The organism is Formicincola oecophyllae (assembly GCF_006542395.2).
In the GTDB taxonomy this organism is placed as follows: Bacteria; Pseudomonadota; Alphaproteobacteria; order Acetobacterales; family Acetobacteraceae; genus Formicincola; species Formicincola oecophyllae.
Genome location: NZ_CP038231.1, coordinates 802591 through 818511, shown reverse-complemented (window position 1 = coordinate 818511; position 15921 = coordinate 802591). Strand labels below are relative to the sequence as shown.

At 58.0% G+C, this 15921-nt stretch carries 14 protein-coding genes; 12 read left to right on the top strand and 2 right to left on the bottom strand.

Going from position 1 to position 15921, the window contains the following annotated elements; translation table 11 throughout:
• Positions 1–35: 35 nt before the first annotated feature.
• The 8 genes from E3E12_RS03655 to dld all read left to right on the top strand — a co-directional run bounded on the left by E3E12_RS03655 (position 36) and on the right by dld (position 9773).
• Entirely contained in the window at positions 36–500 is a 465-nt protein-coding gene (locus E3E12_RS03655) for a CHAP domain-containing protein (protein ID WP_141444046.1), read from the top strand.
• A gap of 120 nt (positions 501–620) precedes the next feature.
• Complete coding sequence (tatA, locus tag E3E12_RS03650) at positions 621–923, top strand: twin-arginine translocase TatA/TatE family subunit (protein ID WP_141443098.1); 303 nt, start codon at positions 621–623, stop codon at positions 921–923.
• A gap of 72 nt (positions 924–995) precedes the next feature.
• Positions 996–2042 (top strand): riboflavin biosynthesis protein RibF, encoded by a 1047-nt coding sequence (ribF, locus tag E3E12_RS03645; RefSeq protein ID WP_240810562.1) that lies wholly within the window; start codon positions 996–998, stop codon positions 2040–2042.
• 64 nt (positions 2043–2106) lie between these two features.
• Positions 2107–4998, top strand: coding sequence for an isoleucine--tRNA ligase (gene ileS, locus E3E12_RS03640; protein ID WP_141443095.1), 2892 nt, complete (start codon positions 2107–2109; stop codon positions 4996–4998).
• An 88-nt stretch (positions 4999–5086) separates the two neighbouring features.
• Complete coding sequence (gene lspA / locus E3E12_RS03635) at positions 5087–5530, top strand: signal peptidase II (RefSeq protein ID WP_350337585.1); 444 nt, start codon at positions 5087–5089, stop codon at positions 5528–5530.
• Positions 5531–5654: 124 nt separating this feature from the next.
• Complete coding sequence (locus E3E12_RS03630) at positions 5655–6125, top strand: DUF3035 domain-containing protein (protein WP_240810561.1); 471 nt, start codon at positions 5655–5657, stop codon at positions 6123–6125.
• Positions 6126–6134: 9 nt separating this feature from the next.
• Entirely contained in the window at positions 6135–7907 is a 1773-nt protein-coding gene (gene mutL, locus E3E12_RS03625; RefSeq protein WP_141443092.1) for a DNA mismatch repair endonuclease MutL, read from the top strand.
• 126 nt (positions 7908–8033) lie between these two features.
• Entirely contained in the window at positions 8034–9773 is a 1740-nt protein-coding gene (gene dld / locus E3E12_RS03620; protein WP_141443090.1) for a D-lactate dehydrogenase, read from the top strand.
• Between the two features lie 70 nt (positions 9774–9843).
• Here the strand turns inward: dld and E3E12_RS03615 are convergent, their stop codons facing one another.
• Complete coding sequence (locus E3E12_RS03615) at positions 9844–10242, bottom strand: hypothetical protein (protein ID WP_141443088.1); 399 nt, start codon at positions 10240–10242, stop codon at positions 9844–9846.
• A 293-nt stretch (positions 10243–10535) separates the two neighbouring features.
• Here E3E12_RS03615 and E3E12_RS03610 point away from each other — a divergent pair, with 293 nt between their 5' ends.
• Positions 10536–10799 (top strand): hypothetical protein, encoded by a 264-nt coding sequence (locus E3E12_RS03610; protein ID WP_141443086.1) that lies wholly within the window; start codon positions 10536–10538, stop codon positions 10797–10799.
• Between the two features lie 120 nt (positions 10800–10919).
• On the opposite strand, the gene E3E12_RS03605 is transcribed toward E3E12_RS03610, so the two are convergent.
• Entirely contained in the window at positions 10920–12038 is a 1119-nt protein-coding gene (locus E3E12_RS03605; protein ID WP_240810560.1) for a polysaccharide biosynthesis/export family protein, read from the bottom strand.
• A gap of 493 nt (positions 12039–12531) precedes the next feature.
• On the opposite strand from E3E12_RS03605, the gene E3E12_RS03600 reads away from it, so the two are divergent.
• The 3 genes from E3E12_RS03600 to E3E12_RS03590 all read left to right on the top strand — a co-directional run bounded on the left by E3E12_RS03600 (position 12532) and on the right by E3E12_RS03590 (position 15833).
• Positions 12532–13233 (top strand): sterol desaturase family protein, encoded by a 702-nt coding sequence (locus E3E12_RS03600; RefSeq protein WP_141443085.1) that lies wholly within the window; start codon positions 12532–12534, stop codon positions 13231–13233.
• A 413-nt stretch (positions 13234–13646) separates the two neighbouring features.
• The gene (locus E3E12_RS03595) at positions 13647–14444 is read left to right on the top strand and encodes a glycosyltransferase (protein ID WP_168194378.1); all 798 of its coding nucleotides are present in this window, start codon (positions 13647–13649) and stop codon (positions 14442–14444) included.
• A 21-nt stretch (positions 14445–14465) separates the two neighbouring features.
• Complete coding sequence (locus E3E12_RS03590; RefSeq protein ID WP_141443082.1) at positions 14466–15833, top strand: glycosyltransferase family 4 protein; 1368 nt, start codon at positions 14466–14468, stop codon at positions 15831–15833.
• Positions 15834–15921: the final 88 nt, after the last annotated feature.

Here is a 15921-nt window from a genome sequence, read left to right as displayed (position 1 = left end):
GGCGTTTCTGCGCTGGGGCTTTGGGCAAAGGTGCCATGGCCTTGAAGACCCAACTGGCGCGGTTCGTTGGTGTGGGTTGCGCCAGCGCCCTACTGGCCTTGGGTGGTTGTGCAGGCAGCACAGGTGGCTATGCTAACAATATGCAGTGCGCGCCTTATGTGCGCGCCCGCACAGGGGTTGACCTGCACGGCGCTGCTGCCAGCTGGTGGTGGCAGGCCCGGGGGCGCTACCAGCGCACAAACCGCCCTGTGCCCGGTTCCATCCTGGTGCTGCGCTCAAGCCCTTCCATGCCTTATGGTCATGTAGCCCTGGTGCGGTCGGTGGAAGGGCGCACCCTGTATATTGACCACGCCCACTGGGAACCTGGCCGCATTGACATCAATGTGCCGGTGGCTGACGTTTCCCCCCACCATGACTGGTCGCGCGTCAGGGTCTGGTGGGCCCCTTCAGGGCGCATGGGGCGGCGTAGCAACCCTGTCGCTGGTTTTATTGTGCCTTGAACGGCCCAGATGTAAATCAAGGGTGACTTGTGAAAACTGGCTGTTCTGCTTTTGCAGGGGTTGCATGGAACGCCTGAGCTTGTCACATGGTCAAATGCGTTTGAACGGAGGCCCCATGCCATGGGAAGTTTGAGTCCCAGCCATTTGATCATTCTGGCTGTCATTGTTCTGGTGCTTTTCGGCACAGGCAAAATCAGTGGTTTCATGGGTGAGTTTGCCAAGGGCATCAAGTCATTTAAGAAAACCATGGCTGAGGTGGAGGAACCCACCACCCAGGCTGGCCAGGGAAACCAAGTGCCACCTGTCGGGCCAGTTAGTACCCAGGTCCCGCCTGCCCAACTTCACCCTGGTCAAACAGCGGAAAACCGCCCCCAGGAAGTTGACGCCCGCATGAGCGACCCCACACACCCACCCGCGGCCTAAACGGCTTTAAGGTTGCCTACCCCATGAGACAACCATCCAGGCCGTTTTTTGCCACAGGCAGGGGGTGAGCGCGTGTCTCCTGATAAAACATGTGACTCTGCCCCGGCCATCATGGCGGCAGTGCCCGCTCCTGCTGTGCAGGTGCATGACCTGGTTGTGGACCAGCACGGCAACCTGGTGCGGCCTGTGCCCGAGGCCGCGCAAGGGTGCGCAGTGGCGCTGGGCAACTTTGATGGTGTCCACAAAGGTCATGCGCATTTGCTCCACGCGCTGGCCCATGCGGCGCCACGCCGGAAATTAGGCGTGGTGACCTTTGATCCCCACCCCCGTTCGCACTTCAGGCCACAGGACGCGCCTTTCAGGCTGAGCGGGCCTGCTGTTCAAAACAGGTTGCTGGGGGCGTTGGGAGTTCACCATGTGTTTCGGTTCCGCTTTGACACTGCCTTGGCGCGCTGCAGCCCTGATTGGTTTGTGAATAGGTTGCTGCTGCAGGGGTTGGCGGTTGGCCATGTGGCGTGCGGGGCAGATTTCGCTTTTGGCCACCGCAGGGCTGGCACTGTGGGGGAACTTACAGACCTCCTCAGCGCTTCAGGCGTGGGGCTGTGTGTGCCGCCTGCCCTGATGGAAGGGGGGGCGCCTGTGTCTTCAAGCCGTATCAGGCGCCTTTTGCAGGAAGGCTACCCAGACCGTGCAGCGGTCATGCTGGGCAGGCCCTGGCTGATTGAAGGCATGGTTGTCCACGGTGACCAGCGTGGGCGCACGTTGGGTTTCCCAACAGCTAATGTGCCTTTGGGGCTGCATGTGGAGCCAGCACGTGGTGTTTACGTAGCAAGAGTCCGGTTGATGGACGGCCGCACCCTGGGGGGGGTGGCCAATGTGGGCAGCCGTCCCACCGTTGCGCGTGATGGCGAAAGCCGCCTTGAGGTTCATTTGTTCGACTTTGATGAGGACATTTACGGCCAAGCCTTGGAGGTGGAGCTGCTCGCCTTGCTGCGCTCTGAGCGGCGCTTTGCCTCCCTGGAGGCTTTGAAAGCCCAAATCACCCAGGACGCTGGGGCAGCGCGCGCCTGGCTGGCCTCCCATCCCGCACCAACCGCGTTGCCCTTGGGGCAGGCTTGACCAGATGGCCCCAACCTTCCCATATGAAGGGTGATTCTATGTTAAGGAAAGGCGGTCGCCGCCCATGACCTCATCCAAGTCCACTGCCAGCAGCCCCGACAAGGACCGTTACCGCGAAACGGTTTTCCTGCCGCGCACCTCTTTTCCCATGCGGGGCAATCTGCCCAAGCGCGAGCCGGAAATTTTGGCTTCCTGGGAGGCCATGGCACTGGATGAGAAGATTGCCCAGCAAGGGCGGAGCCGCAAAAGCCGCTTTACCCTCCATGATGGCCCCCCCTACGCCAATGGCCACATCCATATCGGTCATGCCTTGAACAAGGTCTTAAAGGACGTCATCAACCGGGCCCAACGCATGAGTGGCCATGAGGTACGCTACCAGCCAGGATGGGACTGCCATGGCCTGCCTATCGAATGGAAGGTTGAAGAAGAGTACCGCAAAAAGGGCAAGGACAAGGATGCTGTCCCTGTCCTGCAGTTCCGTGACGAATGCCGCCAATATGCTTGGCACTGGCTTGAAGTGCAGAAAGAAGGCTTCAAGCGCCTTGGTGTACAGGCTGAATGGCAGAACCGTTACGCCACGGCCGATTTCTCCAGCGAGGCGGCCATTGTTGAGGAAATCGGCAAGTTCCTGATGAATGGGCGGCTTTACCGCGGCCTGCGCCCTGTTATGTGGAGCCCGGTTGAGAAAACCGCCTTGGCGGAGGCGGAGATTGAGTATCACGACGTTACCTCAACCACCATTCATGTCGCTTTCCCTAATGTGAAGGATAGCACCAACGGTAAGTTGGAGGGCGTGTCGGCGGTCATTTGGACCACCACCCCTTGGACCATGCCAGCCAACCGCGCCATCGCAGCGGGGCCTGATATTGACTACGTGGTGGTTGAAGCCACTGCCACCACAGAGGGTGCGCAGGTGAAGCCAGGCATGCGTTTGCTCGTTGCTGCTGCGCGCCTAGACGATTTCCTCAAGGCTACGGGCATTTCAGCCCACAAGGAGCTGAGCCGCCTGAAAGGCGCTGAGCTGGAGGGGAGCGTTTTCGCCCACCCCTGGCGCGGACGCGGCTACGATCATGATGTACCTGTGCTGTTGGGAGACTGGGTCACAACGGACGCAGGCACAGGATTGGTGCATATGGCGCCAGCCCATGGCCAGGATGACTTCACCCTTTGCACAGCCCACGGCATTAAGGTTGATGAACTGGTTGAGGATGGCGGCACGTACGCCTCTTGGGTCCCAGAACTGGCTGGGGTGCATATTTTCAAGGCTACAGCCCCTGTCCGCGCCATGCTTGAGGAGGCCCGGGAGGACGCTTGGAACCAGCCTGCCAAGGCGCGCCGCGCTGCAGGCCTTTTGGCGGCCAGCGACATCACGCATTCCTACCCGCATTCTTGGCGCTCCCGCAAACCGGTAATTTTCAGGGCAACGCCCCAATGGTTCATTTCATTGGACGCCCCTGCTGAAGGCCCTGATGGCGATGGCACCCAGTTGCGTGAACGTGCTTTGGAAGGCTTGGCGAAGGTGGATTTCGTGCCAGCTGCTGGCCGCACGCGCTTGACCACCATGGTGGCGCAGCGCCCTGACTGGTGCGTATCGCGCCAGCGCGTGTGGGGTGTGCCCATTGCTGTGTTCGTTGAAAAGCGCACTGGCGAGGTCTTGCGTGACAGCGCAGTGATGGAGCGCATCGTGAAGGCTTTCCGCGAAAAGGGCGCTGATGCCTGGTACCAGGCCGATCCAGCCGTTTTTCTGGGACCTGGGCGCGACCCAGCTGATTATGAGCAAGTCTTTGATGTAGTGGACGTCTGGTTTGAGAGCGGCTGTACCCACCGCTTCGTCCTGCACCAGCCTGGCATGAACTTTCCGGCCGACCTTTACGCTGAAGGCTCAGACCAACATCGCGGCTGGTTCCAGTCTTCTTTGCTGGAAAGCGTGGGGGCAGGGGAAGGGGTGCCTTATAAGGCCATCATCACCCATGGCTTTGTGTTGGATGGGGAAGGGCGGAAAATGTCCAAGTCCCTGGGCAACGTCATCGCCCCCTCTGAGGTGGCCGACAGCTTGGGCGCTGACGTGTTGCGCCTTTGGGTGATGAATTCCGATGTCAATGATGATTTGCGCATCAGCAAGGACATTCTGCGCCAGCAGGGGGAGCTCTACCGCCGTTTGCGCAACACCCTGCGCTGGACCCTCGGTGCCCTTGATGGCTTCACAGCTGGGGAAAGGGTGGTCTATGACGCCCTTCCCCCGTTGGAGAAGTACATCCTCCACCGTTTGGCGGAGCTGCACCAGGTTGTGGCAGAAGCGATCAAAACCCACCGCTGGAGCGGCGTCTATCCCTTGGTTCACGCCTTCTGCAACAATGACCTCTCAGCGTTCTACTTCGACGTCCGCAAAGACGCCATCTACTGTGACGCCTCCAACAATCACAAGCGGCGCAGCGCGCGCACGGTGCTGGACATCCTCCACCGCGCTTTGTGCACATGGCTTGCACCTGTTTTGGTCTTCACTGCTGAGGAAGCCTGGCAAGCACGCTTTGGCCATGAGGAAAGCGTGCACATGCAACGTCTTTTCCAGCCAGAGGCAGCTTGGCTGCAGCCAGAGATTGGCAAGCGTTGGGACAAGCTGCGTGCCGCGCGCCGCCGCGTGACCACCGCCCTTGAAGGTGCGCGCCGCGAAGGGTTGGTGCGTTCCTCCCTGGAAGCCTCCGTGACGGTTCCCCTGACGGAGGAGGAACGCCAAGCTGGCCAGGATATTGACTGGGCTGATTTCTGCATTGCCTCTGCCGTGTTGCCCTTGGCAGGCGGCGAAGCCCCAGCAGAACCGGTGGTCAGCGTGGCGGAAGGCAGCAAATGTGAACGCTGCTGGCGCAATTTGCCTGATGTTGGCCAGCACAGCGCTCATCCTGGGTTGTGCCTGCGCTGTGTGGACGTGATGACCAGCCAGGAGAGCACCCCTGCCTGACGCCGCAACCTCCACACCCAATGCACCTACGCCCGTAACGCCTGGTTGGGCTGAGCGTTATGGCCATGGCGCTGCCCTGATTTTGGCAGTGCTGGTTTTCATTCTGGACCAAGCATCCAAATGGTGGGTACTGAATGGCCTGGAACTAGCCCACAAACCCCGTGGCAGCGTGGCTGTGATGCCCACCGTGAATTTCACGCTGGTGTGGAATCATGCCGTGACGTTCGGCATGTTTGGTGGCCATGCGCCTGAGTTGTTCATGGTGGTGTCGCTTTTGGCATGTCTTGTTTTATTGGTGCTGCTGTGGCGCAGCCGCAGCGTGCTGGTGTCGCTGGCCTGTGGGGCCATCATGGGGGGTGCCTTGGGCAATGTGGTGGACCGTTGGCGCTATGGGGCGGTGGAGGATTTCATTCATTTTCACGTTGGCCACTGGTCATGGTATGTGTTCAATGTGGCTGACGCCTTCATCGTTGGTGGTGTGGGTGTTTGGATTCTGGCTTCGCTCCTGGCGGAGAGGCAACATCGTGCCTGAATGTGAACAACACTTGGAACAAGGTGAGCAACAGGTGGCCGACAGCATGACACCAACAGGCGCTCCGACCCGCCCTGCCTCCAAAGGTTTGACACGTCCTTTGGCCGGTGCCTTGGCGCTTTTTATGGGTGCGTGGAGCCTCGCAGGCTGTTCAGGTGAGGATGCGATGCGTGCTTTCGGCATCAAGCGCACTTTGCCTGACGAATACACAGTATTAACGCGCGCCCCCCTCGCCATGCCCCCATCCGAAAAGCTGGTGCTGCCTGGCGCCGCCAACGCCAACCGCCCCGATGAAAGTCCACGTGTGCAAGCGCTGCAGACGCTGGCACCGGAAACGGCCCTCCACACCGAGACAGGCGAGGGCAGCAAAGGCCAAAGTGAACTGGTCCTGCAAGCCCAGCATAACGCCAAAGCGCCCCACAACGCTGAATTGGGCGATGCCGACAAGGGCTTTGTGGACAGCCTGATGTTTTGGCAAGGCGGTGGTGCCGGCGATGTGGTGGACAGCAAGGCTGAGAATGCACGCATCAAGCGCGACTCAGCCTTGGGGCGCTCCTTCAGTGAAGGTGCCACCCCCACAACGCGCAAACACTGAAAGCCCCTTGTGAGCAGCCGCAGCCTGCCTGCCATTCGTCCTGTTTTGAAGCGCCTTTCTGGGCAAATCATTAACCGCATTGCCGCTGGGGAGGTGGTGGAACGGCCTGCGGCTGCTCTTAAGGAGTTGGTGGAAAACGCCCTTGATGCTGGGGCCCTGCGCATTGAGGCCAACCTGGTCGGCGGCGGTTGCGACATGGTGGAGGTCACTGATGACGGCGTGGGTATGACCGCGCGTGACCTCACCTTGGCAGTGGAGCGCCATTGCACCTCCAAATTGCCTTTCTCTGAACAGGGGCAGGCTGGCCTGGATGGTATGAAGCCAGTGTTGGCTACACGTCAGCACCATGAAGCTTCCCTCACCCATATCACGACATTGGGCTTTAGAGGGGAGGCATTGCCATCCATAGGTGCTGTGGCCCGCTTGACAATCACTTCCCGTGTGGGGGGGGAGGGGGAAATGGCATGGCGCCTCCTGGTGGAGGGGGGGGCGGTTCAGGCCCCCCAGCCTGCTTCAGGTCCCCAAGGCACACGTGTTGTTGTGCGTGACCTGTTCTATGCCACCCCAGCGCGCCGCAAGTTTCTGAAAAGCGCCCGTGTTGAGGCACGCCAAAGTGAAGCCGTGTTCAGGCGGCTGGCTGTCAGTGCTCCTGATTGCGCTTTCACATTACGCCTGGAAGGGCGAACCGTGCTGGAGGTGCCCGCGCAGAACGCTGCCCAGCGCGCTGCAGCTGTTCTGGGCCTGAATGCAGAGAAACTGCTACACTGCAAACGCGCCCAGGGCGCTATGCAGCTTGAAGGCTGGCTTGCCCCACCTGAGTTGGCACGGACGTCAAGCGCAGGGCAGTTCTTCCTCGTCAACAACAGGCCTGTCATGGATCCTGTGTTGAAAACCGCTGTGCGGCTGGCGTACCGCCCATACCTTGAAAAAGGCCAATTCCCGTCCCTGGTGCTTCATTTACAGCTGCCTTTGGAACAGGTGGACGTTAATGTTCACCCCGCCAAGACGGAGCTGCGCTTTGCTGATGAGGCAGCTGTGCGCAGCTTCGTCATTAATGCTTTGGAAGGGCTCTTGGGCCGTTATGCCACGGCCGCATCAGAGGAAGGCCAATTAGGTGGCCAGCGCGCTGACCAGAGGCAAAAGCCCCGTCAGCGTGCCCGTACGCCCGCTGCACATGCATCTTCTCAAGCAGTCTCTCCCCTGCGGGGTTCAGTTTCGTTCAGGCAACTTCAGGAGAGCTTGCAGGCTTTTCAAAATCCGCGCGCTGCGCCAGCTGGGGAGGAGCCACGCCCTGAAGGGATGCACCAGCAGGTGCCTGGACCAGCAGATGCTTTGCCGGACCTGTTGATGGACCCCCCTGCTTTTCCAGAAGGCGTGGAAGCCCCCCAAGCCCCCTTTGGCCCTATTGGAAGCCAAGAACCCCTTATAGTGGGTGTGCAGGCCAAGCACGTTGTCCCCGGTGCGCTGGGGATTCCCGTCATGCAGCTTCATGAAGCTTACATCCTGAGCATGGCACCCTCTGGTGATTTGATACTGACTGACCAGATGGCTGCCTGTGAACGCTTGGCCCATGAAGGCCTCCTGCCGGTGGATTGTCTGGTTCCGGAAGGCTTGCAAGGCCGTCAAGCCCTCACTACAGCTCAAATGGAGGCCTTGCTGCGTGCTGTGGAGGAAGTGCCCAATACGCGTTTGGGACAAGGTGATTCCCCACTTTGGGTGCTGTTGGATACCAGTGCTTTGGAACGTTTTTTCACAAGCGCACCCTCAGTGGCGCACCTTTGAGGGATGGTCAGGCCAATCAGGATATGCTTCCCATGCGCGGCAGATCCGCTACGCCACAGGCCCTGTTTGATTGCGTGACAAGTTTGTAAAAGGCAGTTTAAGCGCCGTTCATGAAGGACGGAGCCCATGACCAGCGAAACCACACAGACCATCCAAGCAGCCCAGCCTCTTTCCCCTCAAAATCTAATCAGCAAACTGAGATCTATAGTGGGGCATGGCCATGTCCTCACCGATCCGGAAGCCACATGGCGTTACAGGCGTGGTTACCGCTATGGTGAGGGCGCCGCCAACGCTGTGGTGCGGCCGACCAGCCTTGTGCAGCTATGGCGTGTTGCTAAGGCCTGTGCGGAAGCTGGCTGCGCGGTAATCATGCAGGCTTCCAATACGGGCCTGACGGGTGGTTCCACGCCAGATGGCGATGATTACGGCCGCCCGCTGGTCATCATCAGCACACGTGAACTTAAAGGCATTCACCTGATAGGTGATGGGCGCCAAGCAGTCTGCTTGCCAGGTGCTGACTTGTATGAGCTGGAAAAGCAGCTGCGTGCCATCGGGCGCGAACCTCATTCAGTGATTGGCTCTTCCTGCATTGGGGCCTCCGTTTTGGGGGGGATCAGTAACAATTCTGGTGGTGCCTTGGTGCACCGTGGACCAGCCTACACTGAAATGGCCCTTTTTGGCCGCGTGAACGCGCAAGGCCAGCTGGAGCTGGTTAACCATTTGGGCATCAGCCTGCCTGGGGAGCCTGAAGCCATCCTGCGCGCTGTGGAAAAGGGCCAGTTTGACCCCCAATCCATTGATTGGAACGCTGGTGCCGGTCATGACACGCGCTACATTGAACGTGTGCGCGATGTTGATGCCGAAACCCCAGCGCGCTTCAATGCCCTGTCCAGCGAATGGCATGAGGCAGCAGGGTGCGCTGGCAAGCTTGTGGTGTTTGCTGTGCGGGTTGACACCTTCCCCGCTGAGAAGGGCAGCCAGGTTTTTTATGTGGGGTGCAACTCTGTTGAAGCCCTTGAGGAAGCCCGGCGTGGCCTCCTCACCCAGTTCTCAGATATCCCCATTGCAGGGGAGTATATGAGCCAGGACATTTTCCGCCTCACAGACCGCTATGGCCGTGACACTATGGCCATTATCAAGTACCTGGGCACAGGCTTCCTGCCGAGCATGTTCGCCCTTAAGGCGCGCGTTGACGCCTTCGCGCGGGATAGTTCATGGCTGCCCACCAACCTTACCGATAGGATCATGCAGGTTGTGGCAACATTGTTGCCGTCGCAGCTGCCCAAGCGGCTTAGGGCGTTCGCTGCCCCTTACAAACATCATCTGGTTCTCAGGTTGCCAGGCGCCATGGCGGCGGAGGCAGGGCCGTGGCTGAAACGTTTCTTCGCCGACCCAGCCCATGAAGGCGCTGTTCTGGCCTGCAGTGAGGAGGAAGGCAAGCAGGCGTTCCTGTTTCGCTTTGCTGCTGCTGGCACTGCGTCACGCTATGCTGCGCTTTATCCCAATAAGGTTGGGGGCCTTCTGACGCTTGACGTGGCCTTACGCCGCAATGAGCGCAACTGGGAAGACCGTGTCCCGCCGGAAGCAGCGGACAAAATGTTTCATAAACTCTATTTCGGCCATTTCATGTGCCACGTCATGCATCAGGTCTATGTGCTGAAGAAAGGCGTTGATGACCATGCCCTGCAGGAGGTGTTGCTGAAAGGCATGGATGAACGTGGCGCTCGCTACCCGGCCGAACACAATTTTGGGCACCACTACCATGCCCCTGATGATTTGGTGGCGCATTACAAGGACTTGGACCCCTGCAACCAGATGAACCCTGGCATTGGGCAGGCGACCAAAAAGCCCCATTGGCGCGGTTGAGTCGCGGCTTTTAGCCTGGGATGGTTAGGGAATCAGCATTTGCTGGTTCCCTTTTCAGCTTAGGGCATTTTCACCAAACTGGCGCAATGGACACGGTGCCGCCTTTGCTCTGGGCTGCTTGGCTTTGGGTGACACTGTCGATGAACAGCCAGATCTGCCGCATAACAGGGGCTGGTGCGCTGATGAGGATGGTGTGGGTTTCCCATGATGCTGCCACGCGGCCTGGCTTACGGTCAGGACCACTATTGAGCTTGATGATGTCGACAACTCCTGAGACCAGCTTGTCCCAGGTTTTTTTGGAATCACTTTCGCTACTGCCAGGGTAGAAACGGAACACAATGTCGTCGTTGGTGCTCAAAGCGGCTACTTCACGCCAGTAATCATGGGGATTGACCAGGATGGGGTGCATATGGCGGGTCCCATCAGGTGGCGGCGGCGCAGGCTGGGCTTCGATTGGGTAGGGAACCATCAAAAAGGCTGACAGGGTCAGCCCTGACAGGGCACGTGGAAACAAGGCTGAAAACGTCATTGGAGGCCTTCGTTTTGGTGACGGCAAAAAGGAATGGTGGAGAGTGTGCTCAATGGCTCGCTCCCATTAGGAAGCATAGATTATTTCAAAAGCGCTGGTGGGGAAACTTGGCGTACAGTCTATGGAACCATGGAGAAATCTATGGTTTCCAACGGCATTGTGCCTTAATGGTTCCAAAGGATGGTGCCCAGTTCTGGTTCCATCAACATGAAACCATTTTTGAAAGAGTCCCCATGGCCATTTTGACCGAAGCTGAACGTATGGCACTGCCAAACAGCGCCTTTGCCCTTGAAGCGCGCCGCGCCTTTCCCATCATGGACAAAGACCACGCTGAAGCCGCTTTGATGGATGCCCCCCTCTCGCTGCGCGCAGGTCACATCACCCCAGCCCAGAAAGAGTATATTGACGCCTGTGCCCATGAAGTGCTTCGCACAGGCAAGCCTCTGGCGGAACTGCGTGCAGAGGGATGGAAACCCACCCAGGACTCCGCTGCCTGAGGCACCCAAGCAGTTTCTCATTTGAGGTGACGATCTGCGTGGTGCCCTTAAGGGTTGAGAAACTACCCCACCCCTTTCACACAGCACGCCGCACGCCAGCGTCACCTCGTCAGGACCTTTTTAGCGTACAGCGTACAGCCCAGCCATGCTTGCCTCACCGAGCAAGGTACCGATCAACTGGTTGATCTGGTAGTAGCGATCAGTCGCGGCATTGGCGAAGAGCAGGATGTCATGGTCTTTCATGGGGATTTGACGGGCCAGGAAGTACTGTTCTGGGTCAAGCAAGTTCAATTCGTAGACAACCGGCCAACCTTTGCCATAACGGCTTGGTTCAAGACCCAGTTTATGGGCAACGATCGAATCTTCATAACGCAGGAGGTAAACGGCCTCTGGGTCAGCCATTTGTGCCGAAGGGCCGCCAACGCGCGCAAGGGCCCCGGCCAAAGTCAGGTTGGCTGTGCCAAACTTGATTTCATTGCGCGCCTGGCTTTGACCAACAGCGCCAAAGGCGGTGTAGGTGCGGGGCTGGTAGATGACACGCAAGCGGTCACCTGGATCGGCCCGGATGTCCTCTTCCGGCCTGTTTTCAAGGGTACTGAGATCCGTCATGCCCACATGGCCGTGACGGACCAGTTCAATTTCTGTGTCACTGGGCGGGTAGGAGGCGCCGCCGGCGATGGCGACCAGGTCTGACAGGCGTTCATCTGCCAAGCTTAACACCACACGGCCTGGCTTCTTGACTTCGCCTGAGACGATCACGGTGTTGCCAATGTCATTGGCAATGCGCACCATGACTTGCGGGTCCTGTGATTTGCCCCACAAATGGTTTTGGATGAGGTGAGCAACCTGAATAGGTGTCATGCCAGCCACATGCAACGTGCCCACATAGGGCACCATGATAGTCCCATTGCCTTCAACCTGCGTGGGGGGCAGCTTTTGTGTTGAAATACGCGGTGGTGCGGTGGCCACTGGAGTGCTGGAAGCGCCACTACCCCCACCTCCCACACCACGGTCGCTACTGGAAAACAAGCCATTGCCAAGTTCAAATATGGTGATGTCCAAGACGTCACCAGGGCCGATGTGGTCATTTTGGCCATAGCGCCTGGTGGTCTTGTCTAGGCTCGACAGCGTGGGTGGCACCTCCGCGCTGAGGATGTCAGCGATGTCGGGCGTCATGGCAAGGAGCTTGTAGTTTATCCCCTCGCGGTTCTGCTTGGAGCGTGCTCCGTGGCGGACCATGTATTGTGTTGGGGCAGCTTGTGGAACCCAGTTGCAGGCGCCACTGCCCAGGAAAGCGCAGCCTAGCATGAATGTGCCCAGTCTGCGCCAGAATGGACGGCCCTTCATCGCCGCTTCGTGCATTGGGGGCAATGAAGCCTTTCCATGGCAAGGCCTGCTGAGAAGCACAGAAGGACGTTCAGACATCTGCAATGGACCATATGCTCCATGAAGGGGGTGACTGCCGCTGTCCAGTGGAAAGGCCAGGCAAGGCACTGGCAGGGACATACCGTTATGACATGGTGTGCACTTCGGTCAAGGTCATGCCGCATTCAGACATTAACCAGGGCAGTTGGGATGTTTGTTGCCAAAAGCTGGAACTGTGTAATACATCCCTGAAAATGTGTCAGAATGGTTGTGGCGTGCCAGGTTTCCTGGCGTAGCTTCTGATGCCAGGACATGGCAACGGTCCAACTTGCTAATCTGGGTGGGACATTTGGAAGGACGAGCGCAGATGTCATTGTTTGGTCCCAAGTTGAGTCGTCACGCCCCACCAGTTCAGATTTTCCAGGCCCGTTGGCTTGAACGGCTGACTTACATGTCCTTCCGGGTGTGGATCGTGTTTTGGGGGCTGATGATGGTTGGCACCTGGACGTTCTGCTTAGTGACAGTGCCTTTCCTGCCTCTGTTGGGATGGGCTTTGGTGGGCATGGGGGCGTGGCTCGTCACTGAATATGTGTGCCATCGTTGGCCGTTTCATTTTAAGACGGAAATCCCTGCCTTGAAACGAATGGTTTACATCATCCATGGCAACCATCATGTCCAGCCGCGTCATCCCTTGCGCACCTTGATGCCTTTGGTGGTTAGCATTCCCTTTGGTCTGGGTGTGGCGGGTGTGTGTGCCTGGATTGGCGGCGAAGCGGGCAAAGGGATGTTCGCTGGTTTTCTCTCTGGTTATTTCATGTATGACGCGGTGCATTATGGCACGCACAATTGGCCCATGGAAAAAGGCTGGGCTGCCTTCCTGCGACGTCACCATGCCGTGCACCACTATGCCGAGCAGAACACGAACTTCCACATATCCTTTCCCGTGATGGATTACCTGCTTGGCAGTGATTTCACCCGTTGGCGCAAGCGCCAGCACAAGCTGGAGAAAAGCGCTGCCCAAACGCCAAACCGTTTGGCGCAGTCAGGTTCTGGACTACCAAGCCCCTGAAGAAAATGACTTCCGCACCACATTCCACCAAACCATTACCAATGCAGTGGCGTGTGGGTATGGACTGCCGCAATCATCATCCCCTTGTCCAAAAGGACGGCACAGGGATTGCCACCTACACAAGGTTGCTTGCGGCAGATAATGAGCGTTTGGGCCTGGGGACGTGTTGGCTGGCTGAAAGGCCCCCGCTGTCCTGGGGCATGAATTGGACTCAGCACTGTAAAGCCAGCCTGACCGCAAAGGCGCTCATGGATGGGCAAGGCTGCGTGCCACATCGCTTTTACAGCCATGCCATAAGGCAATTCCGGCGCACGGGACGCTTGACGGAGGTTTCCTCTGGCCAAGCGAACCCTTTTGACTTCATGCACTGGACATGCCCTGTCCCTGTTTTCTGGGCAGGTGGGCCCAACATCATGACAGTTCATGATTTGATCCCCTTGTTGCAGCCGGAGCTTGTTGGCCATAAGCCAAATGAGCTTCAGCGCATCCTGGAAGCCCACCTAAAAGCCGGCACGTGCTTTGTCACGGTCAGTGAGGCAGTCAAGAAGGACATGCTTGCGGCTTTTCCCAGTTTGCAGGAAGGGGACCTGAAGGTTTGGCAGCCTCCCTTCCCTCTTTCAGCAGCGGATGAAGAGGCCCGCAAGAAAGCCCCCTCACCTTTTCCAGGGGGGGGATTTGTGTTCTGTGGCAGCATGACGCCACGCAAAAACCTGTCCAGACTCATTGAAGCTCATGGCCGCTCTGGAACAGAGCGCATCCTGCATCTGGTGGGTCCAGATGGTTGGAAGGCCGCTGAGGCGCTCAAGGCATGGGCCAATCATCCCCACCCGGAACGTGTGAAGCGCCATTCTTGGCTGTCGCGTGGGCAGTTGCTGCGTGCAGTTGAAGAAGCTTGCGCCTTGGTTTTTCCCAGCTTGGCTGAGGGGTACGGCTACCCCATAGTGGAGGCCATGGCTTTGGGAACACCTGTTGTGACAAGCAGCCATCATGCCTGCTCGGAAACCGCTGGTGATGGGGCGCTTTTGGTGAGGGCGCACTCTGTTCCAGACTTGACCCAAGCCTTGGTGGCGTTGGAAGCCCAGCCGTTATTGCGCGCTGAGCTGACAGAGCGGGGGCGAAGGCGGGCCCTGAAGCTTCAGGACGTTTCAAGGTGGCAGGAAAAAGCTTACTTGGAATGGTTGCACGGCTTGAGAGCCAGCCACGCTTCATGAAGATAATCTTGAAAACAGTTCATGTGGAACCATGGAAGTGACGACACCACCTTGAAAGGCCCTGAAGACATGCAGAATAATTGTTTGAAAGGTGTGCGCGTAGGCGTGGACGGCTTTAACATGGCCCTTCCTCATGGCACTGGTGTGGCGCGTTATGGGCGCACCTTGGCAAGGCGCTTGAATGAGCTTGGAGCGCAGGTCGATCTGCTGTTTGGGCTTGGGATTGGCTGGAAAGACCCAGAAGATCTGCGTGAGACATTGTTCCTGAATGCCATGGCAGAGGAGATCCCCCTGCAAAAGGCGCGGTTTCCACAGCCTGCGTGGTTTAGTGAGACGGGAAGGCATTTAAGGGGACATGTTCCCTGCCCCATAGCGCTGGGCGAACGTACCGATATCCGGGCGCTTGAACATCGCCTGCCGCCTTTTGACCGCATCTGGAATGTACCGAATCTCTATAGGGCCGCCAGCGGCTTTTTCAGGACCACGGGACGTTTTCTGAAAGTCAAGAACCCCTTGGGGGTGGATGTCATGCATTGGACATACCCTGTTCCAATGCGTTTGGACGGCGCACGGAACATTTACACACTTCATGACACTGTGCCGTTGACATTGCCTCACACCACCCAGGACAACAAACGTTATTACCGGAAACTGCTGGCTATGGTTTGCAAGAAGGCAGATGCCTTGTTGACGGTTTCAGAATCCTCCCGAAAAGCGGTCCTAGACTTTGAACCTGCCTCAGCCCCTAAACTGCACAACCTGGGGCAGAGCGTTGAGCGAGAGGAGGCCAATTATGGTGATGGTGCCTTTCACGAACCAGTTTTCCAGGGAAGCGTTTTCCCCTCTTTGGAAAGAAAGGGGTATTTTCTCTATTATGGAGCTTTGGAACCCAAAAAGAACATAGGGCGCATGGTGGAGGCCTACCTGAAGGCAGATGGGGCCATGCCCCTAGTCTTGGTGTGTGGCCGCGCTTGGAAAGAACAGGGGGAGACCGCACTTCTCCAACAAGGGGTGGAGACAGGACGCATCAAAATAATGGATTACCTTTCTGAACGACACTTGGCTGCACTCCTCGAAGGAGCGCGGGCATTCCTTTTCCCTTCCTTGGCGGAAGGCTTTGGATTGCCTGTTCTTGAAGCCATGCAGGCAGGTGTGCCTGTCATGACGTCATGTGAAGGGGCCTTGGCGGAAATAGGGGGTAAAGCCGTTTTGGGCGTGAATCCCTATCATGTCGATGAAATGGCGGCGGCGATTGGCAAACTTGAGCGGAGCGGGGAGCTTTGCGCAGAATTGACTAAGAAAGGCCTTGTGCAGGCAAAGTCTTTCTCCCCACAGCATTACCGTGGAAAATTAGTTGATTTCTACAAGGCACTTGGAGTGGTGGGGTGAATGGCTCAAGCAACATCAAGCATGGCAAGGGCCTGCCAATTGTATAATATGTTGTGGCAACGGGACAGGCAGGAGCAACATTGCCCAT